This is a genomic window from Azospirillum sp. VT-I1 (genome assembly GCF_055698305.1).
This window is the reverse complement of the sequence record NZ_CP168804.1, coordinates 581,186-606,907: the sequence shown is the minus strand read 5'-3', so window position 1 is coordinate 606,907 and position 25,722 is coordinate 581,186. Positions and strand designations below refer to the sequence as shown.

At 69.2% G+C, this 25,722-nt stretch carries 24 protein-coding genes and 1 pseudogene; 9 read left to right on the top strand and 16 right to left on the bottom strand.

Features of this window, described 5'->3' with window-relative positions:
* Positions 1–65: 65 nt before the first annotated feature.
* The 3 genes from AB8P05_RS25085 to AB8P05_RS25075 all read right to left on the bottom strand — a co-directional run bounded on the left by AB8P05_RS25085 (position 66) and on the right by AB8P05_RS25075 (position 3,931).
* Positions 66–1,892, bottom strand: a complete 1,827-nt coding sequence (locus tag AB8P05_RS25085; protein WP_472760869.1) for a methanol/ethanol family PQQ-dependent dehydrogenase — start codon at positions 1,890–1,892, stop codon at positions 66–68.
* Positions 1,893–2,315: 423 nt separating this feature from the next.
* Complete coding sequence (locus AB8P05_RS25080) at positions 2,316–3,131, bottom strand: ABC transporter permease (protein ID WP_472760868.1); 816 nt, start codon at positions 3,129–3,131, stop codon at positions 2,316–2,318.
* Positions 3,128–3,931, bottom strand: a complete 804-nt coding sequence (locus AB8P05_RS25075; RefSeq protein WP_472760867.1) for an ABC transporter ATP-binding protein — start codon at positions 3,929–3,931, stop codon at positions 3,128–3,130. Before AB8P05_RS25075 ends, AB8P05_RS25080 begins: the two co-directional genes overlap by 4 nt.
* Before the next feature lie 158 nt (positions 3,932–4,089).
* Between AB8P05_RS25075 and AB8P05_RS25070 the strand changes: the two genes are divergently transcribed.
* From AB8P05_RS25070 to AB8P05_RS25060, 3 genes are read left to right on the top strand one after another with little or no spacing between them, the layout of a single operon-like run.
* Positions 4,090–5,223 (top strand): ATP-grasp domain-containing protein, encoded by a 1,134-nt coding sequence (locus AB8P05_RS25070; protein ID WP_472760866.1) that lies wholly within the window; start codon positions 4,090–4,092, stop codon positions 5,221–5,223.
* Entirely contained in the window at positions 5,220–6,128 is a 909-nt protein-coding gene (locus tag AB8P05_RS25065) for a RimK family alpha-L-glutamate ligase (RefSeq protein ID WP_472760865.1), read from the top strand. Before AB8P05_RS25070 ends, AB8P05_RS25065 begins: the two co-directional genes overlap by 4 nt.
* On the top strand, positions 6,125–6,961 hold the full coding sequence (locus AB8P05_RS25060) for a RibD family protein (protein WP_472760864.1): 837 nt from the start codon (positions 6,125–6,127) through the stop codon (positions 6,959–6,961). The genes AB8P05_RS25065 and AB8P05_RS25060 overlap by 4 nt, the downstream gene beginning before the upstream one ends.
* Before the next feature lie 46 nt (positions 6,962–7,007).
* On the opposite strand, the gene pqqA is transcribed toward AB8P05_RS25060, so the two are convergent.
* The 9 genes from pqqA to AB8P05_RS25015 form a co-directional block, all read right to left on the bottom strand.
* Positions 7,008–7,088 (bottom strand): pyrroloquinoline quinone precursor peptide PqqA, encoded by an 81-nt coding sequence (gene pqqA, locus AB8P05_RS25055; RefSeq protein WP_014188379.1) that lies wholly within the window; start codon positions 7,086–7,088, stop codon positions 7,008–7,010.
* A gap of 435 nt (positions 7,089–7,523) precedes the next feature.
* Positions 7,524–8,051, bottom strand: coding sequence for a formaldehyde-activating enzyme (fae, locus tag AB8P05_RS25050; RefSeq protein WP_472760863.1), 528 nt, complete (start codon positions 8,049–8,051; stop codon positions 7,524–7,526).
* Between the two features lie 307 nt (positions 8,052–8,358).
* Complete coding sequence (locus AB8P05_RS25045) at positions 8,359–8,781, bottom strand: hypothetical protein (RefSeq protein ID WP_472760862.1); 423 nt, start codon at positions 8,779–8,781, stop codon at positions 8,359–8,361.
* A gap of 99 nt (positions 8,782–8,880) precedes the next feature.
* Entirely contained in the window at positions 8,881–9,858 is a 978-nt protein-coding gene (locus tag AB8P05_RS25040; protein WP_472760861.1) for a PQQ-dependent catabolism-associated beta-propeller protein, read from the bottom strand.
* A gap of 16 nt (positions 9,859–9,874) precedes the next feature.
* Positions 9,875–11,020 carry an ABC transporter substrate-binding protein gene (locus AB8P05_RS25035; RefSeq protein WP_472760860.1) on the bottom strand — a complete coding sequence of 382 codons (1,146 nt, stop codon included), beginning with the start codon at positions 11,018–11,020 and terminating at the stop codon, positions 9,875–9,877.
* Positions 11,021–11,111: 91 nt separating this feature from the next.
* Positions 11,112–11,867 carry a formylmethanofuran dehydrogenase subunit C gene (locus AB8P05_RS25030; RefSeq protein WP_472760859.1) on the bottom strand — a complete coding sequence of 252 codons (756 nt, stop codon included), beginning with the start codon at positions 11,865–11,867 and terminating at the stop codon, positions 11,112–11,114.
* Positions 11,864–12,775, bottom strand: coding sequence for a formylmethanofuran--tetrahydromethanopterin N-formyltransferase (fhcD, locus tag AB8P05_RS25025; RefSeq protein ID WP_472760858.1), 912 nt, complete (start codon positions 12,773–12,775; stop codon positions 11,864–11,866). The genes AB8P05_RS25030 and fhcD overlap by 4 nt, the downstream gene beginning before the upstream one ends.
* On the bottom strand, positions 12,775–14,442 hold the full coding sequence (locus AB8P05_RS25020) for a formylmethanofuran dehydrogenase subunit A (RefSeq protein ID WP_472760857.1): 1,668 nt from the start codon (positions 14,440–14,442) through the stop codon (positions 12,775–12,777). Before AB8P05_RS25020 ends, fhcD begins: the two co-directional genes overlap by 1 nt.
* Positions 14,436–15,704, bottom strand: coding sequence for a formylmethanofuran dehydrogenase (locus tag AB8P05_RS25015; RefSeq protein WP_472760856.1), 1,269 nt, complete (start codon positions 15,702–15,704; stop codon positions 14,436–14,438). Before AB8P05_RS25015 ends, AB8P05_RS25020 begins: the two co-directional genes overlap by 7 nt.
* A 327-nt stretch (positions 15,705–16,031) precedes the next feature.
* Between AB8P05_RS25015 and AB8P05_RS25010 the strand changes: the two are divergent.
* The 6 genes and pseudogenes from AB8P05_RS25010 to AB8P05_RS24985 all read left to right on the top strand — a co-directional run bounded on the left by AB8P05_RS25010 (position 16,032) and on the right by AB8P05_RS24985 (position 21,604).
* Positions 16,032–17,047, top strand: a pseudogene (locus AB8P05_RS25010) (beta-ribofuranosylaminobenzene 5'-phosphate synthase family protein).
* A gap of 29 nt (positions 17,048–17,076) precedes the next feature.
* Positions 17,077–17,982, top strand: a complete 906-nt coding sequence (locus AB8P05_RS25005; RefSeq protein ID WP_472760855.1) for an NAD(P)-dependent methylenetetrahydromethanopterin dehydrogenase — start codon at positions 17,077–17,079, stop codon at positions 17,980–17,982.
* Positions 17,982–18,947, top strand: a complete 966-nt coding sequence (gene mch / locus AB8P05_RS25000) for a methenyltetrahydromethanopterin cyclohydrolase (protein WP_472761186.1) — start codon at positions 17,982–17,984, stop codon at positions 18,945–18,947. Before AB8P05_RS25005 ends, mch begins: the two co-directional genes overlap by 1 nt.
* Positions 18,948–18,952: 5 nt before the next feature.
* Positions 18,953–19,825: a triphosphoribosyl-dephospho-CoA synthase gene (locus tag AB8P05_RS24995; protein WP_472760854.1), complete on the top strand. Its 873-nt coding sequence runs from the start codon at positions 18,953–18,955 to the stop codon at positions 19,823–19,825.
* The gene (locus AB8P05_RS24990; protein ID WP_472760853.1) at positions 19,803–20,768 is read left to right on the top strand and encodes a quinoprotein relay system zinc metallohydrolase 2; all 966 of its coding nucleotides are present in this window, start codon (positions 19,803–19,805) and stop codon (positions 20,766–20,768) included. Before AB8P05_RS24995 ends, AB8P05_RS24990 begins: the two co-directional genes overlap by 23 nt.
* Positions 20,769–20,794: 26 nt before the next feature.
* Positions 20,795–21,604 carry a quinoprotein dehydrogenase-associated SoxYZ-like carrier gene (locus tag AB8P05_RS24985; protein ID WP_472760852.1) on the top strand — a complete coding sequence of 270 codons (810 nt, stop codon included), beginning with the start codon at positions 20,795–20,797 and terminating at the stop codon, positions 21,602–21,604.
* A 24-nt stretch (positions 21,605–21,628) separates the two neighbouring features.
* Here AB8P05_RS24985 and AB8P05_RS24980 read toward each other — a convergent pair whose 3' ends face one another.
* The 4 genes from AB8P05_RS24980 to aptA form a co-directional block, all read right to left on the bottom strand.
* The gene (locus tag AB8P05_RS24980; RefSeq protein ID WP_472760851.1) at positions 21,629–21,973 is read right to left on the bottom strand and encodes a hypothetical protein; all 345 of its coding nucleotides are present in this window, start codon (positions 21,971–21,973) and stop codon (positions 21,629–21,631) included.
* Positions 21,974–22,162: 189 nt separating this feature from the next.
* A complete protein-coding gene (locus tag AB8P05_RS24975; protein WP_455175012.1) occupies positions 22,163–22,357 on the bottom strand; it encodes a hypothetical protein in 195 nt (64 codons plus the stop codon).
* Positions 22,358–22,588: 231 nt separating this feature from the next.
* Positions 22,589–24,088, bottom strand: coding sequence for a CoA-acylating methylmalonate-semialdehyde dehydrogenase (locus tag AB8P05_RS24970; RefSeq protein ID WP_472760850.1), 1,500 nt, complete (start codon positions 24,086–24,088; stop codon positions 22,589–22,591).
* A gap of 156 nt (positions 24,089–24,244) precedes the next feature.
* Positions 24,245–25,525 (bottom strand): omega-aminotransferase AptA, encoded by a 1,281-nt coding sequence (gene aptA / locus AB8P05_RS24965; protein WP_472761185.1) that lies wholly within the window; start codon positions 25,523–25,525, stop codon positions 24,245–24,247.
* Between the last annotated feature and the right edge of the window lie 197 nt (positions 25,526–25,722).

Genomic DNA, 25,722 nt, shown 5'->3' with positions numbered 1-25,722 from the left:
TGCCATCAGCGTGAAAAGGGGCTCGTCGCCGCCCCGAACTCTGGACGGCGACAAGCCTTGCCGGGTTACTGGTTGTCCGGAAGGGCGAAGACTGTCAGCGTCCCGCCCAGCTGGGTGTATTCGCCCAGCGACTTGTGTGCGCCCACCGCACCCAGGCCTTCCTGTTCGCCGGTCAGCCCGGCGGCCAGCCCGATGCCGGCCCAGCCGCCGACGCCCGACAGCACGGCGATGTACTGCTTGCCCTTGTGCGTGTAGGTGTTGACGTTGCCGATGATGCCGGACGACGTCTTGAAGTTGTAAAGATCCTTGCCGTCACGCAGGTCGAAGGCCTTCAGATAGCCTTCCAGCGTCCCGTAGAAGCCGACGCCGCCCTTGGTCGTCAGGGCGCCGCTCCACACCGCGAAGCGTTCCGGCTTCGACCAGACGATCTTGCCGGCCGCCGGATCCCAGGCGATGAAGTTGCCCATGCCGCCGTGTGAATTCGGCGCCGGATACATGCTGAGCGTCGCGCCGACATAGGGCTGTCCGGCCGAATACTCCACCTTGAACGGCTCGTAATCCATGCAGATGTGGTTGGTCGGCACATAGAGCAGGCCGCTGTCCGGGGAGTAGGAGGCCGGCTGCTGGTCCTTCGATCCCAGCGCCGCCGGGCAGATGCCGGTGGAGTTGTGGTCCTCGCCCTGGGCGAAGGTGCTGTACTTGTCGACGACCTTGGGCCGGCCGGTCGCCATGTCGATCTCGGTCGCCCAGTTGACGGTCGGGTCGAACTTCTTCGCGACAAGCAGCTCGCCGGTGTTGCGGTCGAGCGTGTAGCCGAAGCCGTTGCGGTCCATGTTGACCAGGACCTTGCGCTGCTGGCCGCCGATGTTGATGTCGGCCAGGATGTTCTCGTTCACGCCGTCATAGTCCCACTCGTCGAACGGCGTCTTCTGGAACACCCATTTCGCCTGCCCGGTGTCGGCATCGCGGGCGAAGATGGTCATCGACCATTTGTTGTCGCTCTTGGCCCGGTCGTTGTTGACGGCGCGCTGCGCCGGGTTCCAGGTGCCGGGGTTGCCGGTGCCGTAATAGATCAGGTTCAGGTCGGGGTCGTAGGTGTACCAGCCCCAGGTGGTGCCGCCGCCGATCTTCCACTGGTCCGCCGGCCAGGTCTTGATGCCGAGGTCGGGCTCGCCGATCGGCTTGCCCATCATCAGCGTCTTCTGCGGGTCGATCATCACGTCCTTGTCGGACCCGGTCGAAAAGGCCCGCCAGACCATCTTGCCGCTGTTGATGTCGTAGGCGGTCAGATGGCCGCGCACGCCGAACTCGCCGCCGCTGATGCCGACATAGACCTTGTCCTTGACCACCAGCGGGGAGGCGGTCAGCGTCTCGCCCTTGCTGGCGTCGCCGTTCTTGGCCGACCACAGCATCTTGCCGGTCTGCGCGTCCAGCGCCACCAGCGTGTTGTCGGCCTGACCCAGGAAGACCTTGTTGCCGGCCACCGCGACGCCGCGGGTGACGGTGTCGCAGCACATCACCGGGATGACGGCCGAGTCCTGCTTGGGTTCATACTTCCACTTGACGCGGCCGTTGTCGTTCAGGTCCAGCGCATAGACGATGTTGGGGAAGGGCGTCGATATGTACATCGTGTCGCCGATCACCACGGGGCCGCCCTCGTGCCCGCGCAGGACGCCGGTCGAGAACTGCCAGACGGGGCGCAGGTTCTTCACGTTGTCGCGGGTGATCTGGTCGAGCGTGCTGTAGCGCTGGCCGGCATAGTTGCCGAGCTGCATCGCCCAGTTTGCCGGATCCTTCTGGTTCTTCAGCGTGTCTTCGTTGGCATAGGCGACCGTGGCGGTGGCCGCCTGGATCGCGGCGGTGACGAGCAGACAGCGCACAAAGGGGTTCATCTGTTTCCTCCCGTTTTTTTAAGGGGTGGTCCCGGGGACTGTGCGGCGACAGGCGGCGGTGTCGGTGAAGCGGTCTTCTGAAGAGGGCGGTCTCCCTCCGTCGGTGGCGCGTGATGTCGATCAGGCGGCGTCGGGGGTGCATCGGCACCCGAAATCCCGAATCCCAAGAATTCCCGAATCCCATTGCGTCCGGCATCGGCAGGCGTGCCGGAAGCGGGTGCCGGAGCACGGCTCTTGGCGGGGTTCTAAACTGCCCCGCATTATGTTGGTGATGCTGACAGTCAGTCTGCTCAAATAAAGATAGGCTGTGAAGATTATTTTCCGCTGCCGTTCGAAAGTTTTTGAACGAAGCGAAATAGTGGGTAGATCGACTAAAAGGTGGTAATCCGAATAGATCAAATCGCCAAGCTTGCGCTCGCGCGATCAGGCCTGTTCCGCGGGTCCGCCCCGTCTGGCCCAGAATCCGCGGCCGGGGTCATAGGCCAGCACCGCGGCGCCGAGGAACAGCGCAAGGCAGCCGGCGACCCACAGCAGGGCGGTGACGTCGACTCGGAGATACAAACTGAAGCGGATCAGCTCCACGGCCTGGGTGAAGGGGTTGTAGGCGGCGATCAGGTACAGGGTCGGGCTGCCCTCCCGGATGCGCCAGAGCGGGTAGAGGGCGGAGGAGGCGAAGAACATCGGGAAGATGACGAAGTTCATCACCCCGGCGAAATTCTCCAGCTGCTTGACGAAGGACGACAGGAGCAGGCCCAGCGCCCCCAGCATCAGACCGCTCAGCACCAGCGCCGGAAGGACGGTGAGATAGCCCAGCGGCGGCGGCTCCACCCCCCACAGCCATGCGATGCCGAGGAAGACATAGACCTGCACGATCGACACCGCGACCCCGGCCAGCAGCTTGGCGACCAGCAGGTACCAGCGCGGCAGCGGGCTGACCAGCAGCGTCCGCATGCTGCCCATCTCGCGGTCATAGACCATCGACAGGGAGTTCTGCATGCCGTTGAACAGCTGGATCATTGCGACCAGGCCGGGCACGACATACTCGTCATAGAGGATGTAGGTCTCGTAGGGCGGGATGATCGACACACCCAGCACGGCGCGGAAGCCGACGGCGAAGATCGCCAGCCACACCAGCGGCCGGACCAGTGCCGCGAAGAAGCGCTCGCGCTGGTGCAGGAAGCGCAGCCCCTCGCGCACGATGATGCTGCGCAGGCAGTACCAGTAGGTGGCGGTGTTCATGGCCCGCGCTCCCCGGCGGTCAGGGCGGCGAAGGCGGCGGTCAGGGCGCTGGTGCCGGTGTCGGTGCAGACCGCGCGGACGCTGCCGGAGGCGCGCAGGCGGCCCTGGTGCAGCAGGACGACGGAGTCCTCGTCCGCCGCCTCGTCCATCAGGTGGGTGGCCCACAGCACCGCCAGCCCCTGGTCGCGGCAGAGCGCGCGGACATGGGCGAGGATGTGGCGGCGGGAGTCCACGTCGAGCCCGACCGTCGGCTCGTCGAGAAGCAGCAGGCTCGGGCGGTGCAGCAGGGCGCGGGCGATCTCCACCCGGCGGCGCTGCCCGCCGGACAGGGCGCGGACCTTGTCGTCGGCACGGTCGGCAAGCCCGATGCGCGCCAGCTCCTCCCGTGCGCGGGCTTCGCAGTCGGACGGCGGCATGCCGTGCAGGCCGCCATGGTAGCGCAGGTTCTGCCGGACGGTGAGATCGAGGTCGAGCGTCGGCTGCTGGAACACCACGCCGATGCGCGCCAGCGCGCGGGTCGGCTGGCGCCGCAGGTCGAAGCCGAAGATGCGGATGTCGCCGCTGCGGCTGGAATAGAGCCGGGTGATGAGCGAGAACAGCGTGGTCTTTCCCGCACCGTTCAGCCCCAGCAGCATGGTGAAGCCGGCCGGCGGCACGGTGAAGGACACATGGTCCAGCGCCACGCGCCGGCCGAAGCTGTGGCTGAGGTCCTCCACGGCAAGGGCGGCCACGGCCGGGGCCGCGGATCCGTGGGTTGCGGGAGCGGACGGAGATTCCGGAAGAACCACGGCCTCGAACATCCTGTCTTCCCCCAGGCCGCAGCCCCGTCCTCACCCGGATGGGGCGGGATGCGCGGCACGCGCCGTTGTTCGGAAGGGTGATTGCAAAGATGGCTTCGCCGCATAATTGTTGGGATTGCGGATGAATGTTCAAGGCGCTTTCGCGCCGGGACGCGAGCTTGACCCCGACCATACTCCCGAAGAGTGACGTCCTGCTGGTGGCCCTGTCGGCGCGCGCCCTGGCGGCCAGTGCGCGCCGCAGCGGGCTGGCCGCCATGACCCTCGATCTGTTTGCCGATGCCGACACCGCGGCGATGGCGGACCGCTGCCTTGCCCTGGCGTCCCGGCGGCTGCGGCTTCCCGGACCGGCGCTGCGGCACGCCCTGGCGGCGCCCGATCTGCGCGGGGTGCCGCTGGTCTATGGCGCCGGGTTCGAGGACAGGCCGGAGCTGCTGGCGGCGCTGGAGCGCGACCGGCCGGTCGCCGGCAACGCCGCGGCGACGGTGGCGAGGCTGAAGGACCCGTTCGCCTTCGCCGCTCTGCTCGCCCGCCTCGGCATTCCGCATCCGGAGATCGTCACCTCGCCGCCGGACGATGGCGGTCGATGGCTGATGAAGCGCGCCGGTGCCAGCGGCGGCGGCCACATCCGGCAGGCCGGTCGGCGCGTGCCAGCCCGATGTTACTTGCAACGCCATGTAGCGGGACGGCCGGTATCCCTGCTGTTCCTGGCAGATGGCCGACGTGTGGTGCCGCTGGGGTTCAGCCGGCAATGGGTGGATCCGGCACCCCGCCGGCCCTATCGCTATGGCGGTGCGGTCGGTCCGCTGCCTGTGCCGCTGGCGCACGAGGGGGTTGCCGCGGCTATGATCGACGCCGCCTCGCGGATCACCGCGCAGGTCGGGCTGGTCGGGCTCAACAGCGCCGATTTCCTGGCCGGACGGGAGGGCTGGCGGCTGCTGGAAATCAACCCCCGCCCGGGGGCGACGCTCGACCTGTTCGATCGTCCGCCGATGCCCGGCCTGCTGGGCTTGCACATGGCCGCCTGCGCCGGGGAGTTGCCGCAGGCTCTGCCGGCGCTGCCCGGCTGCCGCGCCGCCCTGGTCGTCTATGCGAGGACACCGGTCCGGCTGGGCGGTCAGGTGCGCTGGCCGGACTGGACCGCCGACCGCCCCCGCAAGCCGGTCCACATGCCGGCGGGATCGCCGCTCTGCACCGTTCTGGCCGATGCGGCCGATGTGGTGGAGGCCCGCCGCCTCGCCGCGCGCCGCGCGCGGGAACTCCTCCGGACTCATGCCCTGGCGGAGGCTGCATGAGCGGTGCGGTCGCCCTGTTCACCGATGGCGCCGACTGGCACGCTGCAAGGCTGGAGCAGGCGATGATGCGCCGCGGCGTCGAATGCCGCCGCGTGCCGCTGAGCGCCTGCGGCTTCGCCGTCGGGCGGACGGCGACGGGTCTGCTGCTGCCGGGATTCGGCGATGTGCTGCCGGCGGGGGCCTTCGTGCGGGTGGTCGGGCAGGGCAGCTTCGAACAGGTGACGCTGCGGCTGGGGGTGCTGCATGCGCTCGACCGGCTGGGGGTGCCGGTCTACAACTCCGCCCGCGCCATCGAGGCGTGCGTGGACAAGAGCATGACCAGCTTCCTGCTGGCCCAGGCCGGGTTGCCGACGCCGCCTTCCGTCGCCGTGCAGGATGCCGCGACGGCACGCGCGGTGGCGGGGGCATGGCCCGACTGCGTGCTGAAGCCGCTGTTCGGCGCCCAGGGCCGCGGCCTGCGCCGCCTGCCACGTCCGGACGACGTGCCGGAGCCGGAAGCGGTAGCCGGCGTCTATTACCTGCAGCCCTTCGTGCCGCCGCGCCGAGAGGGCGAGTGGCGCGACTGCCGGGTCTTCGTTGTGGGAGGGCGCGCGGTGGCGGCGATGATCCGCCACGGCCGCAGCTGGATCACCAACGTCCGTCAGGGTGGGCGCTGCGAAGCCCTGGCGCCGGAGGGTGCGGTGGCCGATCTGGCGGTGCGCGCCGCCGCGGCGGTCGGTGCCGGCTATTCCGGGGTCGACCTGATTTCCGCCCCCGGTGACGATGGGCAGTGGCTGGTTCTGGAGGTGAACTCGATGCCGGCATGGCAGGGGCTGCAGTCGGTCAGCGACGCCGACATCGCCGACGCGCTGGCGGCGGATTTCCTCGGCCGCGTCGAGGCCGCCGCATCGCGGGGGCCGCAATGACCGCCCGCATGCTCCGGCTGTTCCCCGGTCCGCCCGAAGAAGTCGCAATCGGCGGCGCCTATCTCGCCCATCGTCTGCATGAGCGCGGGAGTGCCGGAGCGCCCTTCGTCTATGCCAGCTTCGTCGCCAGCCTGGACGGGCGCATCGCCCTGCGCGATCCCGCCACCGGGGAGAGCCGCCTGCCCGCCGGGCTGGTCAGCGGCAACGATTTCCGCCTGTTCCAGGAACTCCAGGCGCAGGCGGACTGCTTCGTTACCCATGGGGGCTACCTGCGCGATCTGGCGGCCGGACGGCTGGACGATGTTCTGCAGGTGGGGACGCAGGAGGCGGCGCGCGACCTCGCCCGATGGCGGATAGACAACGGCTTGCCCCCGCAGCCGGCCCTGGTCGTCGCCAGCGCCAGCCTGGACTTCCCGATGCCGGACTCGCCGGCCCGCCATAGTCAGCGCGTGCTCATCGCCACGGGTGCTGCGGCGCCGGCCGAACGTGTCGCGCACTGGCGCGCCGCCGGCCATGAGGTGCTGGTCGCCGGTTCGGGAGCGTCGGTGGAGGGCGGGCCGCTGGTCGAAGAGTTGGGGCGGCGGGGATTGCGCAGCGTCTATCTGCTGACGGGGCCGCGCATGCTCGACACCATGATGCGCGACCGCAGGCTTTCCCGCCTGTACCTGACCACCGCCCATCGGCTGCTCGGCGGCGAGAGCTTCCACAGCATGCTGGCCGGGCCGGAACTGGGCGATGCCGGTCGGCTGCGGCTCTGCGCGCTGCATTACGACGCCAGCGCGCCGGACGGCACCGGGCAATTCTTCGCCCATTTCGAGCCGCAGCCGGCCTGAGTGGCCGAAGCAAACGCTTGTTTTGGGTGGGAAGGTGCTGCGCCGGTTACAGGCCGGCGCAGGCGTAGGCGTTGATCTCCGTGCCGACCCGGATTTCGGCGGTCGTCGGCTTGCGCCAGGTCTTCATGTCCGTTTCCTCCGCTGGAATGGGCAGATCGGCATGATTGCCATGAGGCCCATTAGGAAATGGTACCGGTGATGTCCCAGGACGACCATCACCCGAACGGATAGCGAAGTGAGAATTTAGGCTAGTTCTTTGTGCGATGCGAAATGAACCGCGCGGCGGAACTTCATTGGAATTGGAATAAATCAACCTGTTAGGCGCTGATCTGGCGCAACATCGCATTGGCTTTTTATTTGAGGAGAAATTCCCGCAAGTCCGCCATCGGCGCCCGGTCGAAATCTTCCGCGCATGGAAGGAAGCGGAATGGTTCGACGGCAGAAGGTATTCGGTCCTTTGTCGCTGCTCAGCCCAAGCAAGGCGGCCGCCACGAGTCCCCATCGCAAAAGCCCCCTCCCACGGGGGAGGGGGCTTTCACGCCGAAGGAGTCCTGGTGAGAACTCAGGCGGCGAACGGATGCTTCGCGATGTCCTTCTGGTTCAGCAGATCCTTGGCGGTCGGATAGCCGGATACCGCGCGCTCGATGGCTTCCTTGGTGGCGCGGTAATTGTAGTCCTGAATCTTGGCGTTGTCCTTGGCCTCCCAATGGATGAACACGCCGACGCAGATGAAGATGTTGTCGATCTCGTCCTGCGGGATGGTGCCCTCGGCCACGCAGTCGGCGACCGCCTTGGCGACGCCGTGCTGGGCCGGGCCGAACATCTGGACCGCCTGTTCGGCACCCTTGATCGTGACCTTGTTGAACAGGATGGTCGAGGGCTTGCACTGCAGGTTGGGGGCGATGACCGCCAGCAGGCTGGTGAAGCCGTCCTTGTTGTTGGTCAGCGCGTTGCAGAAGGCGGTTTCCGCGGCACTGCCCCGCGGCCCCATGATCAGGTCGATGTGGGCGACCTCGTTCCCGTCGCCGACCAGCGACTCGCCCACCAGCACGCGATTGATTTTCGGGGATGACCCCTGCCACATGCCCATCGCCGTTTTCTCCCATGTTTTTGAAAATCATTGGAGGACCGCCGCAGTCATGCGGTCACGCCGGCCAGCCCGATCCAGTATGGTCACCGGTAACGCGGCGTCTGGATTGCCGGAGGGCACGGCGTCGGTCACGGTGGGCATTATGCCAGTTTGTTTGTTAGTACAACAAACTCACAAAAGGGGTCCGGAGTACCTTGAAATCGCAGCCGCCGTCTTCGCATCATACCAGCATCGACTGTGATGGCATGACCGTTCGGCGGTTTTTACCCCATCTTTGCGGCGGCTGCGATCGAACTGCGGGATGGCGTCACTGCTGTCCTTGCTTGTTCGTCGAACCGGTCGCCCCGCCCGAGCCGCCCTGCGTCACCGGGTCACCGCCGATGGTGCCCTGCCGCTGCTGCTGCAGCGACGTGTCGGGCAACTGACCTGTCGGCGCCGCGCTGCCGCCCCCGGTGGTCGAGCCGGTGGCAGTGCCGCTGGTAGAACCGCTTGACGTGCCGGAACTGCCCTGAGGCACCGGAGCGCCGCCGATGGCGCCCTGGCGCTGACCGGGCAGGGAATCCGACGGCAATTGCCCCTCGGTGGCCGCCGGGGCGTTCTGGCTGCTAGTGCCGGTGGTGGATTGGGCGGAAGCCGGCGGGGCCATGGCCGCCATGCCGAGGATTCCGGCACCGACGACCGCAGCACAGGCCAGGGCACGGAGCGGATCGTTGGAGAGCTTCATTGTCATGATTACACCTCCCTAGGAGCCGGGCCGTCGCCGACAGCCGCCGCCGCACCCGGCCTTTCCCCTCAACCGGGCGCTGCGGTCACGGGTTCCGCGATGCCGTCACCCGTCACGGCTTGACCACGACTCCCAGGGCGCACCGCCGACGGGAATGCTCTTGATGACCTTGTTGCGCTCCAAATCGATCACCGACAGGTCGTTGCTGATGCCGTTGGTGGTGTAGAGCCGCTTCTCGTCGGGCGAGAAGGCGAGGTTCCAGACCCGCTGTCCGACCAGGAAATAGCGCTTCACCTCGAAGCTCTCGGTGTCGATCTCGGCGATCCGGTTGGCGGGGCCGAGCGCTACGAAGGCGCGCTTGCCGTCGCGGGTCATCTGGATGCCGACCGCCTGGATGGCCTCGCGCCGGACGCCGGTGACCTCGAATCGGATCTTCTTCACCATCTTGCGGGTGTTTGCGTCGATGACGCTGACGGTGCCGCCGATCTCGCTGGACACCCAGACATGCTTGCCGTCATCGCTGAAGCGGGCGACCCGTGGCCGGCTGTCGACCAGCACATTGCCGACGACGGCCCGTTTCTCGGTGTCGATGAAATGCGCCATATTGGTGGTTTCGGACGTGTTGACCAGGATCTTGCCATCGGGGCTGATGCCCATCCCTTCCGGCTCCACCCCGACCTGGATGTTGCCGATCGCCTTGCGGCTGGGGATGTCGATGATGGTCACCATGTTGTCGTCCTCGTTGGCGACATACAGCCGGTTGCCGTCGGGAGAGAGGACGAACAGCTCCGGATCGGGACCGGAGGGCAGGGAATGGACCACCTTGCCGCTGGCGATGTCCACCACGTCGACACGGTTGTCGTCGCCGGCGCAGACATAGAGCTGCGTTCCGTCGCCGCTCAGCGTGATGCCGCGTGGGCGGCGGCCGACCTTGATCTTGTTGGTGATCTGCAGGCTGTCACCGTCCACGACGGCGATCTGGTTGTCCTTCTCGTTGGACACGAAGATGGTTTCGGCCAGCACCGGCTCGGCGATCATGGCCGGGACGGCGAGGAACAGCATGGTGCACAGTAAGGAGCGCATGGGATGGTCCGCCTTTTCATCGGTTGAAGCGGCATTTGCTTTCCGGCGCGTCGTCGCCGAGCGTGTCGAGAGGCGTCACGGGGTGCAGGAAACCCTCCTGGGGCGACACCGAGACCAGCATGCGCGGCCCGGCGATCAGGATGGGCTGGCGCATCTGGCCGTCCCATTTGCGGAAGGACAGGGCTTCGCCCTTGAAGCCGGCCAGTTCGAAGTCGGGGCTGCGCAGATAGGCGGCGAGGTCGTCGAAGCCGGTGGCGCCGGTGCGGGTCGCCGCCTCTCCCACGCTGCGCACCGCCAGCCAGGCGGCATAGTCGCGCGGCAGCATCCAGCGGTCGGCCAGCTTCTCGAACCGGCTTTGCAACTGGGTGCCGCCCCACTGCTCGTTCACCCGCGACCAGCCGGTGGCGGTCAGCCCCTGGGTGCCGGCCACCGGGCGGGGATGCCAGGTGCGGCCATCGAGGTAATCGCCGAAATTCCCCGCCTCGTCGGCGACGACCAGCACGTCGTAATCCGGTCCCTGGGTTGCGAGCGGGATGTCGGACTGGATGGTGGTGACGCCGGTGTCGGTGCGGCGGTTGCCGGTGTCGAAGGTCCAGCCCTTCTCGGCGACGATCCGGCCGCCGAAACGCTTGGCGGCGCGGCGCACCGCGTCGGCATAGAGCGCGTCGCCGGGATCGCGGCCGACCAGCAGGCTCCAGCCCGTCCATTTTTTCCAGGCGAGATATTGCGCCAGCGCGTCGGCCAGCATGCGCCGGCTGGGGGCGGTGTGCAGGATGTTGGCCCGGCACTGCTCGTTGCGCAGCGCGTCGTCGGGTGCTCGGGCATTGAACAGCAGCATCGACCGCGCCTCCGGCCTTTCGGCGACCTGGATCAGCGCATCGCCGGGCAGATCGGCGACGACGAAGCGCACGCCCTCGTCCGCCAGCGCCTTCAACCCGGCGGCGAGGTCGCCGTCCTGGGGCAGCACCTGCTCCACCAGCCGGAAGCTCTGGTTCATGAACATGCCGGTGGAGTTGTTGTCGGCCAGCGCCAGCCGGGCGCCCTGCAGTCCCTCGTCGGTCGCCACCGGTTCCAGGAAGCTGGCCGGCGTGCGCGGGTCCTCCTGCAGGCCGAGATAGCCGATCAGGATCGCCTGCCCGCCGGCATCCTGGGCCGAGGCCACCCCTGCCGGCGCCGTAAACAGAAGTGCCGCGAGCGGCAGGGCGGCAATGGAGCGCCTTCGCCTTCCGGCTTTCGATAAGTCGGTGCGTCGCCTAGACAACGGCCAGAATCTCACCTCGCCCTCCTTCCGCAAGATCGCCGATGAAGCGATGGGCGCGAGTGGCGCCCGCGCGCTCGAACCAGCTTCCGGTGCCCTCCAGCGCGCGGCGCAGCAGGTGCAGGAACAGCCAGTCCCGCGTGCCGCCGTCGGCGAAGCCCTCCGGCGCCGCATCCTGTGGCCGGCCGACCAGCAGCGTGCCGCGCCGCATGCCGAAGCCCGGATGCGGACCACAGCCGCCGCCGACGGCCAGCGTGCCGGCGACCATGAAGGCGGCGGCATAGGCGCCGGCTCGGCCATCGACGACGACGATCCCGCGCCGCATCCGCTCGCCCGCCCGGTCCCCGGCATCGCCGCCGACGCCGATCAGCCCGCCGCGCATTCCCAGGGGAAGGCCGGGCAGCACCCCGCCCAGGCTGTCGCCGGCACTGCCGTCGATGCGCAGCAGGCCGCCGGCCATGCCTGCACCGGCATGGTTGCCGGCGTCGCCCGCAACCAGGATGCGGCCAGAGGCCATGCCGGCGCCGACCCGGTGCAGGATTGCGCCGCCCGGCCGGATCAGCAGTCCCTCCGCCGCGTCGCCGGCCGACAGCTCGAAAAGGTCGCCCAGCCGCGCCGACCCGCCGCCGCAGGGCAGCGTCATCCGCGCGACGGCATCCGCCGTCAGCCCGGCCAGCCGCTCCGGCAGCAGTGCCGACATGTCCACTGTCATGCCGGCGTCGCCGCAAAAGGTCAGGGACAGGCCGCTCATGCCATCACCTCGTGCAAATGGAAGTGATGCGGGCCGAGCTTGCCGCCGTAATTGCCGGCGGTGATCGCAATCACCCCGGCCGCTGTACCGCCGCCTGTTGCAGCGGTGATGCCGGCCCGCATGCCGGTGCGGATGGCGGCCTCGTCGGTGCCGTCCAGCACCAGTTCCAGCACCGCCTCGACATCGGGCGACAGCAGCGTCTCGGGCTCCACCGCCCGCAGGGTCGGGCAGAAGCGGGTGTTGGTGGAGGCGATCAGCGCCTTGTATTTCGACCCGACCTTGGAGCCCGACCGGACCACCCCGCCGGGGAAGGGCAGGATGATGCCGGGCAGCGGCCGGATCGCCGCCACCGCCGCCTCCGCCGCGGCAAGGCACTGGCGGTGACTGGCGGCCAGGATCAGGAAATTGCCGCCGCCGATGCCCTTGCCCACCGCGACGCTGTCCTCGCAGACGAACTCCCCGTCCATCACCGGCAGGCGCCAGAAGCGGCGGTCGCCGAACTTCTTGGCGATCTGGTGCCCGTCGCCGAAATAGCGCAGCCCGCCGCCGAGCGGGATGCGCTTGGCGCCGTCGAGGAGCCCGGCATAGCAGGCCGACCCCGGCGAGGTCATGACGCATTGCCCGACCCGGTTGACCACATGCTTGGCGAGGTCGCCGCTGGACATGCCGAAGATCATCACCGCCGCCCCCGGGCGGCTGTCCGGCGTCTCCTCCGGCGTCAGCAACCGCTCCACCGCCGCCTCGCAGCCGCAGCCGATGACGGAGGTGGCGAAGCCGGTCAGGCTGGCGGTCGCCGCATCGACCCAGGCGGGGGTGTCGGCGGTGACGACCAGCCGCGTGTAGGTCATCGGGAAGGCCTCGGCGAAGGTATCCTCGATGCGCACGCCGTTGATCCGCAGCTCCGCCATCACGGCACCTCCCGCCGCCGACAGGGATGGAGGACGGGGCCGGCGCCGTGGCGGATCTCCTCGTCGCGGATGCGGAAATGCTTGATGGGCAAGCCGAGGCGCTCGTCGAAATGGCGGGCGATGCGGCGCTCGATCAGGTCGTCGAAACCGGGGCGGACGACATGTGTGCAGCCCTGCGCCATCGCCACCAGCGCGCCGTCGCGCACCACCAGCCGGCCGCTCTTGAAGACCAGGTCGGGCCGCTCGAACATGGCGCGGCGGTCGGGCCGGTCGGTGTAGATGGTGACATCGGCCGAGGCGCCGGGCGCCAGATGGCCGCGGTCGGCAAGGCCCAGGATGCGGGCCGGCGCCGCGCGGGTCATGACGGCGATCTCGGCCAGCGTGTATTCGCGGGTGATCGAGCCCAGCGTGGTGTGGGCCGGCGCGTCGGGATGGATTTCCGCCAGCTTTGCCAGCCGGTAGTCGCGGTCCATCAGCAGCCGGATCAACTCCGGATAGAAGGTGAAGGGCGCGCCGTTGGGATGGTCGGTGGTCAGGAACACCCGCCAGGGATCGTCCAGCAGCAGGAAAAGCTCCAGCCCGATGGCCCATTGCAGCGCGTTGACATAGGAATTGTCGCGATAGCGGAACGGCACCACGCCGCAGCCGGCGTCGCATTCGATGTCCATCGCCAGCCATTTGCGCGGGTGGGCCAGCGGGGCGGTGTGGCGCTGCGCCATGGTGTCGGCCGACGCGGTCACCGTCTGCCCGAACATCACCTGTCCGATGTCCACCGACAGGGTCGGCGTCCGGTTCACCGCCTCCGCCAGCGCCGCGGCGCCGGAGGAGAATTTGCGGTCGCCCTCCGTGTCATAGCTGTGGAACTGGATGTGCGTCATGTGCATCGGCAGGCCCGACGCCGCCTGGATGGTGTCCAGCGTCGTCGCGACATTGCCGGGAACGCCCAGGTTGCAGCCATGGACATGCAGCGGGTGGGGCAGCCCCAGCTCGTACACCGCGCGGGCCAGCACGGTCAGGACGCTGCGCGGGGTGACGCCGTAATAGGGTCCGGGCTCGTCCAGGTCGAGGCTGCGGGCGTTGAACTTGAAGGCGTTGATGCCGCCGGGATTGACCACCTTGACGGCGAGGCTCTGGGTCGCCGTCAGCATCCAGGCGACATAGTCGTTGATCGCGGCCTGCCCGGCGTTGGTGGCGATCAGGTCCAGCAGGAAATCGTCGCTGCCCAGCACCAGATAGCCGCCGGTGTCGATATAGGGGATGTCGCCCATTTCCATATGCGCATGCCGGGCGTTGGAGCCCAGCATCGCCGGCTCGAAGGCGGCGGTGAAGCCCATCTCAATGTAGCGTGCGCCGGTGGTGTGGGTGGAGGGGGTGGCGAGCCCGCTTCCGCCGCCGCAGCCGCAAGCGCTGCCGGCGAAGCGGTGGTGCTCGTGCTCCTCCCCCATCAGCAGGCGGGCGAGGTTGACCTTGCCGCCGGCGATGTGGCTGTGGATGTCGATGGCGCCGGCCATCACAAGCTTGCCGGTCAGGTCATAGGTGGCGTCGGGCGTGGCCCCCGGTCCCGGATCGGCGACGATGCGGTCGTCGCGCAGCCAGAGGTCGGCGACCTCGCCCTGCCGGCCGTTGGCCGGGTCGAACAGGCGCCCGCCGGCAAGCTTCGTCAGCATCCGGCAGCCTCCTGGGTTTCGGCGGGTTGCTCCAGCGCCGCCAGCATCCGGCCGATTACCGCGGCGACGCTGGGCAGGCCGCGGTCGACCAGCGCGCCGGCATGCAGCGCCACCACGCTGTCGGCGCGGAACACGTCGCCGGCATGGTCGATGCCCGGCGTTCCCACCGGGATGAACAGCGCCGGTTCGGGCGTCACGGCCGTTTCCGGCGGCGCCAGCATGATGACGGCGCCGCCGCTCCCGATCTCCGGCCCTTCCGGCCGAAAGGCGGAAATCCACAGCGTCACGTCGGCATCGCGCAGCCGTTCCCGCCAGTCGAACCTGTCGGGATCGTGGAAGGGCGCGCCCGCCTGGAAGCCGGTGCGCAGGGGAAAGCCGGTGCGCCATGTACAGGCCTGGTTGGCGCCGATCAGGTTGTCGGCGCCGGACAGCGGCAGGCCGGCGCAACGCATCGTGCCGTCCACGGTGCGGACCAGACGGACCAGCGCCTCGACGATCAGGTCCGGCTGCGGCCCGTCGAACAGGCCCGCCGCCCACACCACCACCGCATAGCGCGCCGCCCGCAGCCGGGCCGCCAGCTCCGCCATCCGGGGGTCCTCCGCCGCTCCCCGGCCGGCCAATGCCGTCCTCAGCCGGGTGACCAGGGTGGCGAGGTCGGGCTGCATCTCGCATTCCATCCCCCGCGTCTCGATCTGGCCGGCAAGGCACTGCACGGTCTCGGGCAGCGGCTCCCCACCCAGGAAGACGACACTCCGGCCGCCGCCGGGGACGAAGGCCGGTGCCGGCGCCACCCAGCGCTCCCACAGGCGCGGGAAGGCGGCGGCCGGATCCGGCCCGACGACCAGGACGAGGTCGCAGCGGTTGCGCAGCTCCGCCAGCGTGGTGACCGACCAGCCGAAGCGCCGCAGGACCGCCAGATTGCGGAACAGGGCGTCGGAGCGTTCATGGTCCACCGTCGCCCCGATGCGCGCGGCCAGCGTCAATGCCGCCAGCACGCCTTTCACATCGGCGGCCAGCCCGGCGACCAGCGGCGCGCGGGCAGCACCCAGCATCCGCGCCGCCTCGGCGATGGCTTGGTCGATGGGGACCGGGCTGCCGGCCATGCGGGCATCGGTCGCCACCGCCAGGGACCGGCGGAACAGCCGGTCGGCCTGCGGGCAGCCGCTGGGCCGGGGGGCGATGCCGGAATCGTCCAGATCGATCCCGATGTCGCCGCATCCCAGGCCGCAGAACGGACAGAGGGTTTCGGGGTGGAAGGTCATGGCCCCCCAAATCGCCTGAGCGGAAAAATCACCTGTGCGAGCAGTCGCCGGCATAGACCGCCGGCACTATTGCCGACGGCCTATGCGGTCGTTTTCAGATGAGCAATCGTCTTCGCCGGCAATCGTCCAAGCATCGTGCCTGAAACGGCGCACCCGATGCTTGGACATGATCGGCCGCGGACATGCCGTTCGGTCCGTTCATGACCAGTTTCCTCCCCGGAAATCCGCACCCCATTCGGGTTACTGCGCGCAGATACTCGTTCGCGCTACGGACAATTTTGTTCGTAACGCTAACATTGTGCCGGGACCCGCGCAAAGGGAATGCAGATGAGCCACCAGCGCAATCGGATAGGGGAGGTGCGGGTCCATGCGCCCGCGCGGCTGCATGCCGGCTTCGTCGACCTCAATGGCGGGCTCGGGCGCCGCTTCGGCAGCCTCGGCATCGCCATCGACCGGCCGGCAATCACTCTGCGCGTCCGCCCGGCCGACAGGCTGAGCGTCGGCGGCCCGTCCGCCGAACGCGTCCGCCGCAGCATCGAACGGTTGGGGCGGGAGGCCGGGCTGTCCGATGCCGTCGCCGTGACGGTGGAGGAGGCGATCCCGGCCCATGTCGGGCTCGGCTCCGGCACCCAGACCGACCTTGCCGTCGCGGCGGCGCTGGTCTGCCTGGAGGGGCGCCGCACCGCCGCCCGCGATCTGGCCCGCGCGCTGGAGCGCGGTGCAAGGTCCGGCATCGGGCTGGCGGCCTTCGAGCAGGGCGGGGTGCTGCTGGACGGCGGCCGGGGCGGACTGGACGCCGCACCCCGCTGATCGCGCGGGCCGAGTTTCCGGAGGACTGGCGCATCCTGCTGCTGCTCCACCGCGGCGGGCACGGGCTGCACGGCGCGCCGGAGGTGGAGGCGTTCCGGCGGCTGCCGCCCTTTCCGCCGGATGCCGCGGCGCATCTCTGCCGGCTGATGCTGATGGTGGCGCTTCCGGCCCTGGCGGAGCGTGACGTGGAGGCGTTCGGCCGGGCCGTCGGCGAGCTTCAGCGCACGGTCGGCGACCATTTCGCCCCGGCCCAGGGCGGGCGCTTCACCAGCCCGCTGGTGGCGGAGGCGCTGGCGTGGCTGGAGGCGCAGGGCATCGCCGGCGTCGGCCAGAGTTCCTGGGGACCGACCTGCTTCGCCATCGTCGGGGATGCGGCCTCGGCGGAGCGGCTGGCCGGCGAGATGCGCGGCCGTTGGGCCGGATCGCCGCTGGAGGTCATGGTCTGCCGCGGCCGGAATGTCGGCGCGCGGGTGGAGAACATCTCGGTGGAAGACGCGTTCACCGCCCCGGCCCGGCGGGCGGCCGGCGAATGACACAGGTGAATGACAGAAGGGAGGCAGGCATGGTCGCCCCTTACGTGCTGCACATGATTACGCCGCTGGCCAATGTCAGCCCGTTCGACGTCAACATGGCGGTGGATGCCGGCATCGACACGGTGGTCCCCTACACCGGCATCGAGACCGCGCAGGTCGAAGCGCTGACCCAGGACGCCATGTTCTCCCGCGATCCGAAGAACGCGGCGCGCACCGGCCTGTTCATCGGCGGGCGCGACGCGGCGATGGCGCTGGACATGCTGGACGTGGCCCGCAAGGCGATGTTCCCGCCCTTCCAGATCTCGGTCTTCGCCGACCCGTCGGGCGCCTTCACCACCGCCGCCGCCATGGTCGCGGTGGTGGAGCGCGCCCTGCGGCGGGCCGGGCTGAATGGCCTGACCGGGCTGGACGTCCAGGTCTATGGCGCGACCGGCGTGGTCGGCGGCATCGCCGGCCTGATCGCCGCCCAGGCCGGCGGCACCGTCACCCTGGTCAGCCACCGCGGCGTGTCGGCCGTGCAGGGCAAGGCGGAGGAGTTCGGGCGCCGTTACGGCGTGACGCTCTCCTGCGCCGATACGGCGAGCGCCGGCAAGGCGGACCTCCTGGACCGGGCGGAGGTCGTGCTGGCCTGCGGCAAGGCCGGGATCACCGTGCTGTCCGCCGAGGATCTGCGCGCGGCCGGGCGACTGCGCGTGGCGGCCGACATCAACGCCGTGCCGCCGGCCGGGGTGGAGGGCGTGGGCGTGCAGGATGACGGCGTTGCCTTGCCGACTGCATCCGGTGCCGTCGGCATCGGCGCGCTCGCCATCGGCAACGTCAAGTTCAAGGTCCAGCACCATCTGCTGGAGCGGATGCAGACCGGCGGCGCCGCCGTCGCCTTCGACTTCCAGGACGCCATGGACGCGGCGCGGACCATCGCCGGAAAGGCATCGTGATGCAGGATCGCCCCAGCCTGTCGGCCCTCTCCGCCCCGCTCGCCGCCGCCCTGGCCGCCGATGCGGCGCAATTGCGGATCGGCATCGGCCGGGTGGCGGGTGCCACGGTCGTCGATGGCGGCATCGCCCGGCCCGGCGGGCTGGAGGCCGGACGCCGCATCGCCGAGCTGTGCATGGGCGGTCTCGGCCGGGTGACGCTGCAGGCCGACACCCAGTCCGACCGCTGGCCCTTCCAGGTGGCGGTGCACAGCACCGACCCGGTGCTCGCCTGCCTGGGCAGCCAATATGCGGGGTGGAGCCTTTCGCACAAGGACGAGGGCGGGTCCTTCTTCGCGCTCGGCTCCGGCCCCGGCCGCGCCCTGGCCCGCAAGGAGACGCTGTTCGACGAACTCGGTTACCGGGACAGCGGCGACCATGCCGTCCTGGTCCTGGAAAGCGGCACCGTCCCGCCGGCTCCGCTGGTGGAGCGGATCGCGGCCGATTGCGGGGTGGCGGCGGAGCGGCTGACCCTGGTGCTGACCCCGACGGCGAGCCTCGCCGGCACCGTCCAGATCGTCGCCCGCGTGCTGGAGGTTGCCCTGCACAAGGTGCATGCGCTGGGCTTTCCGCTGCACGATGTCGTCGACGGCATCGGCGTGGCGCCGCTGCCGCCGCCGGGAAAGGGCTTCGTGGAGGCGATGGGGCGGACCAACGACGCCATCCTGTTCGGCGGCACCGTGCAGCTGTTCGTCACCGGCCCCGACGATGCCGCCGCCGATCTGGCCCAGCGCCTGCCCAGCACGGAGTCGCGCGACTACGGGCGCCCCTTCGCCGAGGTGTTCGCGGCGGTGAACAAGGACTTCTACGCCATCGACCCGCTGCTGTTCGCGCCGGCCCGCGCGGTGGTAACGGCGCTGGACTCCGGCCGCAGCTTCCATGGCGGGCGGCTTGCGTCGGGCATGCTCGACCAGTCCTTCGGGGGATGACGGGGATGGCCTCCGGCATCGCGGAGCTGTTCATGGCCGTCTGCCGGGCGGAGGTGATGGCGTTGAAGCCGGGGAACGTCCATGTGCATGCCGCCGGGCACGGCATGACGGTGGCGGACTTCCTGCTGTCGGCGGAGGTCGCGGCGCCGGAGATCGCCCGGCCCGGCGCGCCGGTGGGGGAGCGCATCCTGCGGGCGGTGCGGGCGACGCGGGCGGCGGTGAACTGCAACACCAACCTGGGAATCCTGCTTCTGACCGCCCCGCTGGCCCGTGCTGCGGAGATGCCGCCGACCCATTCCCTCCGTGACAGGCTGCGCGCCGTGCTGGAGGACCTGGGCGTGGAGGACGCCGAAGCCGCCTATGAGGCGATCCGTCTCGCCGCACCCGGCGGGCTGGGCAGTGCCGCCGAGCATGACGTGGCCGGCCCCGCGACGGTCGATCTGCGCAACGCCATGGCCGCGGCGCGCTCGCGCGACCGCATCGCCGCCCAGTATGCCGATGGCTACCGCGACGTGTTCGGGATCGGCGTTGCCTGCGCGCGAGCGATGACCGGTGCCGATGCCATTCCGATGGCCGAAGCGGTCTATCTGGAGTTCCTGACCGCCTTCCCCGACAGCCATGTCCTGCGCAAGCAGGGGGAGGCGGTGGCGGCCGCCCTGATGGCCGAAGCGCGGGAGGTGCGCCGGCAACTGGCGGCGGAACCGTCGGAGGCCGTCCGGCACGACCATCTGTTCGCCTTCGACGCAAGGCTGAAATGGCAGGGCATCAACCCCGGCACCTCCGCCGACCTCACCGTCGCCAGCCTCTTCGCCCATTGGCTGGAGGAGCGGGAACCGGAAGCAAGGGAAGACGGGAATGGCGTTCGTCCTCGGCCTTGATCTCGGCGGCAGCCCGGAGAGGAAGTGCGGCCCCAGTGTTCGCCTGATCCTGGCGGCACTGCTGTGCGCCGCGGCCGGCCCCGCATGGTCGGAGCCGCTGCCGGTGACGGAGGTCGCACCCGGCGTCTTCGTCCACCAGGGCATCATCGCCGAACCGGCGCCGGACAACCGGGGCGACACCGCCAACATGGGCTTCATCGTCGGAGGCAGCGGCGTGGCGGTCATCGACACCGGCGGCACCCCGGAGCTGGGCCGCCGCCTGCGCGAGACCATCGCCGCCCGGACCGACAAGCCGCCGGTCATCGTCGTCAACACCCACATGCACCCCGACCATGTGTTCGGGAATGCCGCGTTCGACGGAGTCCCTATCGTCGGCCACGCCAATCTGCGGGACGCGCTGGCCGCCCGCATCGAGGTCTACCAACGCCGGCTGGCCGACGAGTTGGGGGCAGAGGCGGCGGACGGGATCGCGCCGGTGCGGGTGGACCGGCCGGTGGGGGAGGAGGTGCGGATCGACCTCGGCGACCGCATCATCGTCCTGACCGCCCATCCGACGGCGCACACCAACAACGACCTGACCGTTTTCGACCGGCAGTCCGGGACGCTGTTCGCCGGCGACCTGCTGTTCGTCGATCATCTGCCGGCGGTGGACGGCAGCGCGGTCGGGTGGCTGCGCGTGCTCGACGCGCTGGAGCGTATTCCGGCGGTGCGGGCCGTTCCCGGCCATGGTCCCCCGTCCGTCGGCTGGCCGGGCGCGCTGGATCCTCAGCGGCGCTACCTGACCACGCTGGTGGAAGGGGTGCGGCGGGTGCTGAAGGCCAACGGCAGCATCCAGGACGCCGTCGCGCATGTGGCGGAGGATGAACGGGACCGCTGGCTGTTGTTCGATGTGTACAATCCGCGCAACGTGACGGCGACCTTCGCCGAATTGGAATGGGAATAGGAGCGCGATACGGGAGGGAGGAGACGATGACCGGACGTCCGATGCCGAAGCTGAGCCTTGCCGGGTTCCTGATGGTGCTGTCCATGCCGGCGCTCGCCGCCGGCGATACGGCGGAGGATGCCGCGCGCTGGGACCTGCTGCGCGACATGTATTTCAAGGGCCGTCCGGTCGAGGAGGCCGGCGACCGTATGCGGATCGACGCCCCGGCGCGCGCCCATGACGCGGCGCTGGTGCCGGTGCGGGTGGAGGTCGCCCCCTCGCTTCGCCTGAAGTCGCTGTCGCTTCTGGTCGACAAGAACCCGGTGCCGCTGGCGGCCACCTTCCGCTATGGACCGGCCAGCGCCGGCAGCGGCATCGAGACCCGCGTGCGCGTCAACGAATACACCAACCTCCGCGCGGTGGGGGAGACGGAGGACGGGCGCCTGCTGATGACGCGGGCCTTCGTCAAGGCGGCCGGCGGCTGTTCCGCGCCCGCCCTCAAGGACCCGCAGGAGGCGATGGCGCGGCTCGGCCGCATCAAGGTGAAGCTGCCGGAGACGGCCGGTGGAGGCGGCCCGGCCGAGGCGCAGCTGCTCATCAGCCATCCCAACGCCAGCGGCCTGCAGTTCGATCAGGTCAGCCGCACCTACATCCCCGCCCACTACATCCAGTCCATCGCCATCCGCGTCGGCGGCCGGACGGTGCTGGAGGCGGACACCGACATCTCGATCAGCGAGGACCCCAACCTGCGCTTCGGCTTCGTTCCCGTCGAGGGCGGCAGCCTGGAGGTGACCGCCCAGGACACCAAGGGTGCCACCTTCAGCCAGACGGTCCCGCTGACGGCCGGTGGCGGGTGAGGGCGGACCGCAAGGCGGCCAGCCTCAGAAGCACTTGCGGTCGGCGGCGACCTGGGCCTGGCGGAAGCGGTCCATCAGGTCCTTGGCCCAGCCCGAGCTGCGGAAGATTCCCGCCCGCTCGCCCGGCATGTCGGCCATCACCTTCACCGTCTCGATGGCGGTGTAGTCGTCATAGGTGATGCGGTCGGCGATGGCGTCGATGCTGCAGGCGCATTTTTCCATGACGACGTGCGACTGGCCGTTGGCCGCCATGCAGGCGATCACGTAATCGGCCCGCGCCGCCGTGGGATAGTCGTTGGCCGGACCGGCGGCGGCGGGAAGCGCCGCAAGGACGATTGCCGCGAAGACAGGCGCGATGCGAACTGGCATGCCCGGAATTCTCCCCCTCTTGCCCATGGGCCGCAGCCGGAAAGCCGCGACCGTCCATCCGCAGTGGTTTACCTGTTCAACAATCACCGATGCGGATTGATGCCGTCCACTCCAAAGGAGTGGGGCCTCCTTCGGAGTGGATGGGCGGGAGAGAGAGGGCGTCCTACGGGAAGGGATGTGCCCGCGGGGTCAGACCTGACGCGGTTCGCACTTCCAGCGGCGGACGGTGTATTTCGGGTGCTGTTCCGCCCATTCGGCGGCCCGGAACATGCCGGTGCGCGAACAGGCCATCACGTTGGCGAAGGGCTCCTGGAACGACGGGCGTTCGACGGTGCAGCGGTCGGGGCTGGACACGAGGCAGACCACGAAGAGCAACTCGATCATGACATCTCCAGAGTCAGGAATGCTGCGGGCGACCCCGTTTGACCTCCGCCGTTCGGGTTCATTTCATGGTTATGTTGCAGTGCACAACAAGCAGAGCGTCCGAGTCAAGACATCTGATGTATGACATCTCCCGTGTGCATGAACACTGGAGCCGCCCCTGATGTCGCGATTCAGCGCCCGTTCGTGCTTGCTGTGCACCGCTCCCCTATCCTGATCGGGAGTTTTCCTTGGTCACTTCATTGACGGAAAGGCGAACTGGGCACCTTCGCGCACGCCGCCGGCCGGCCAGCGCTGTGTGATGGTCTTGCGGCGGGTATAGAAGCGGACGCCGTCCGGACCATAGGCCGACAGGTCGCCGAACAGCGACCGCTTCCAGCCGCCGAAGCTGTGGTAGGCGACCGGGACCGGCAGCGGAACGTTGATGCCGACCATGCCGACCTTGATCATGTCGCTGAAATAGCGTGCTGCCTCGCCGTCGCGGGTGAACAGGCAGGTGCCGTTGCCGTATTCGTGGCTGTCGATCAGGTCCATGCCCTCCTGCATCGACTTGACCCGGACGAGGCAGAGGACCGGGCCGAAAATCTCCTCCCGGTAGATCGTCATGTCCGGGGTGACGCGGTCGAACAAGCAGCCGCCCAGGAAGTTGCCGTTCTCGTGCCCCGGCACCACGAGGCTCCGGCCGTCCACCACCAGCTCGGCACCCTCGGCGACGCCCTGGTCGACATAGGACTTCACCTTTTCATAATGGGCGCGGGTGACCAGCGGTCCCATCTCGCAGCCGGCCGAGGTGCCGGCCCCGACCTTCAGGTCGCGGAGCGCGACGGACAGCTTGTCCTTCAGCCGGTCGGCAACCTCGTCGCCCACCGCGACGACGACGGAGATCGCCATGCAGCGCTCGCCGCAGGAGCCGTAGGCCGCCCCCATCAGCGCGCTGACCGCGTTGTCCAGGTCGGCGTCCGGCATGACGATGGCGTGGTTCTTGGCCCCGCCCAGCGCCTGCACCCGCTTGCCGTGGGCGCTGGCCGTCGCATAGACATACTCGGCGATGGGGGTGGAGCCGACGAAGCTGACGCCCTGCACCCGCGGGTCGGTCAGCAGCGTGTCCACCGCCTCCTTGTCGCCGTTGACGACGTTCAGCACGCCCGGCGGCAGCCCGGCCTGTTCGGCCAGTTGGGCGACGTAGAGGGCGGCGCTCGGGTCGCGCTCCGACGGCTTCAGGACGAAGGTGTTCCCGCAGGCGATGGCGATCGGGTACATCCACAGCGGGACCATCGCCGGGAAATTGAACGGCGTGATGCCGGCGACGACGCCCAGCGGCTGGAACTCCGACCAGCTGTCGATGCTGGGGCCGACATTCTTGGAGAACTCGCCCTTCAGCAGTTCCGGCACGCCGCAGGCATATTCGACATTCTCGATGCCGCGGGTCAGCTCGCCGAAGGCATCGTCCAGGACCTTGCCGTGCTCCTGGGTGATGAGGGCGCAGACGCGCTCCGCATTCTCCTCCAGCAACTGCTTGAAGCGGAACATGACGCGGGCGCGCTTGGCCGGCGGCGTCGCACGCCAGCCGGGGAAGGCGGCCTCGGCGGCGGCGATGGCCTCCTCGACCGTCTTGCGGCTGGCGAGCGCCACCTGGCCTGCGATCTCGCCGGTGGCGGGATTGACGATGTCGGCGGTGCGGCTGTCGGCCGGGGCGTCGGTCTTGCCGCCGATCAGGTGCGGGACGATGGGCATGGGGGCGGTTCCTGGGGGGTGTTTGTCTTTGCGAAGTGAGACCCCCACCCTGACCCTCCCCGCTTCGCAGGGGAGGGAACTCTGCCGAAGCGGAAAGCTCCCTCCCCTGCGAAGCGGGGGAGGGTCAGGGTGGGGGCAATGCGCGGGCCGGCGCGCTTACGCCGTGGCCTGGATCGCGTCGGCGACGACGTTGAACAGCCGGTCGAGGTCCTCGCGCTCGCTGATGAAGTGCGGGCCGAACTGCAGGGTGTCGCCGCCGTAGCGGACGTAATAGCCGGCGTCCCAGCACTTCATGGCGATCTCGTAGGGCCGCCGCGCCGGCTCGCCCGGAAGCGACGCGATGGTGACGGCGCCGGCAAGGCCGCAGTTGCGGATGTCGGCGACGTTCTTCAGCCCCTTCAGCCCGTGGATCAGCTCCTCGAAATGCGGCATCAGTGCCGCGGCCTTGTCGGCCAGCTTCTCCCGCTCGAACAGCTCCAGCGCGGCGAGGCCGGCGGCGCAGGCGACCGGGTGGGCGGAATAGGTGTAGCCGTGCGGGAACTCCACCAGATACTCCGGCCCGCCATTGTCCATGAAGGTTTGGTAGATCTCGCGGCTGGCCACCACCGCACCCATCGGCACGGCGCCGTTGGTCAGGCCCTTGGCGACGTTCATGATGTCGGGGACCACGCCGAAGTAATCGGCGCCGAAGGCGGTGCCCATGCGGCCGAAGCCGGTGATGACCTCGTCGAAGATCAGCAGGATGCCGTGCTTGGTGCAGATCTCGCGCAGGCGCTGCAGATAGCCCTTGGGCGGCGGCAGCACGCCGGCCGATCCGGCCATCGGCTCCACCACCACCGCGGCGATGTTGGAGGCGTCGTGCAGCGCCACCAGATCCTCCAGCGCGTCGGCCAGATGGGCGCCCTCGTCCGGCATGCCCTTGGTGAAGAGATTCTGCGGCAGCAGCGTGTGCGGCAGGTGGTCGGCGTCGACGCCGGTGCCGAACAGCTTGCGGTTGCCGACGATGCCGCCCAGGCTGGTGCCGCCGAAATTGACGCCGTGATAGCCCTTTACCCGGCCGATCAGCTTGGTCTTGGCCGGCTGGCCCTTCATCCGCCAATAGGCCCGCGCCATCTTCAGCGAGGTGTCGGCGGCCTCCGACCCGGAATTGACGAAGAAGACATGGTCGAGCCCGGCCGGGGTCATCGAGGCCAGCTTGTGCGCCAGCTTGAAGGCGGCGGGGTGGCCGTACTGGAAGGCGGGGCTGTAGTCGAGCGTGGCGATCTGCTGCGCCACCGCGTCGGCGATCTCGCGGCGGCAATGGCCGGCGCCGCTGCACCACAGGCCGGACAGGCTGTCGTAGATCTTGCGGCCCTGGGCGTCCCAGTACCAGGCGCCTTCCGCCTTCACCATGACGCGGGGGTTCTTCTTGAACTCGCGGTTGGCGGTGAAGGGCATCCAATGGGCGTCGAGTTCCTCGCGGGTCAGGCCGGCGGCCCGGTCGGCCGCCCGGTCAGCCGCGTTGAGTCCCGGGGCGCCGCCAAGCTCGTTGTCCAAAGGTGCCATGCCGCCGCTCTCCTCGCATATCTGGGGTGGTGAAGGGGAGTGTGCCGGGGCGCCGGCTATGCTTAAATCCAAACTATGCGAAGTTCACG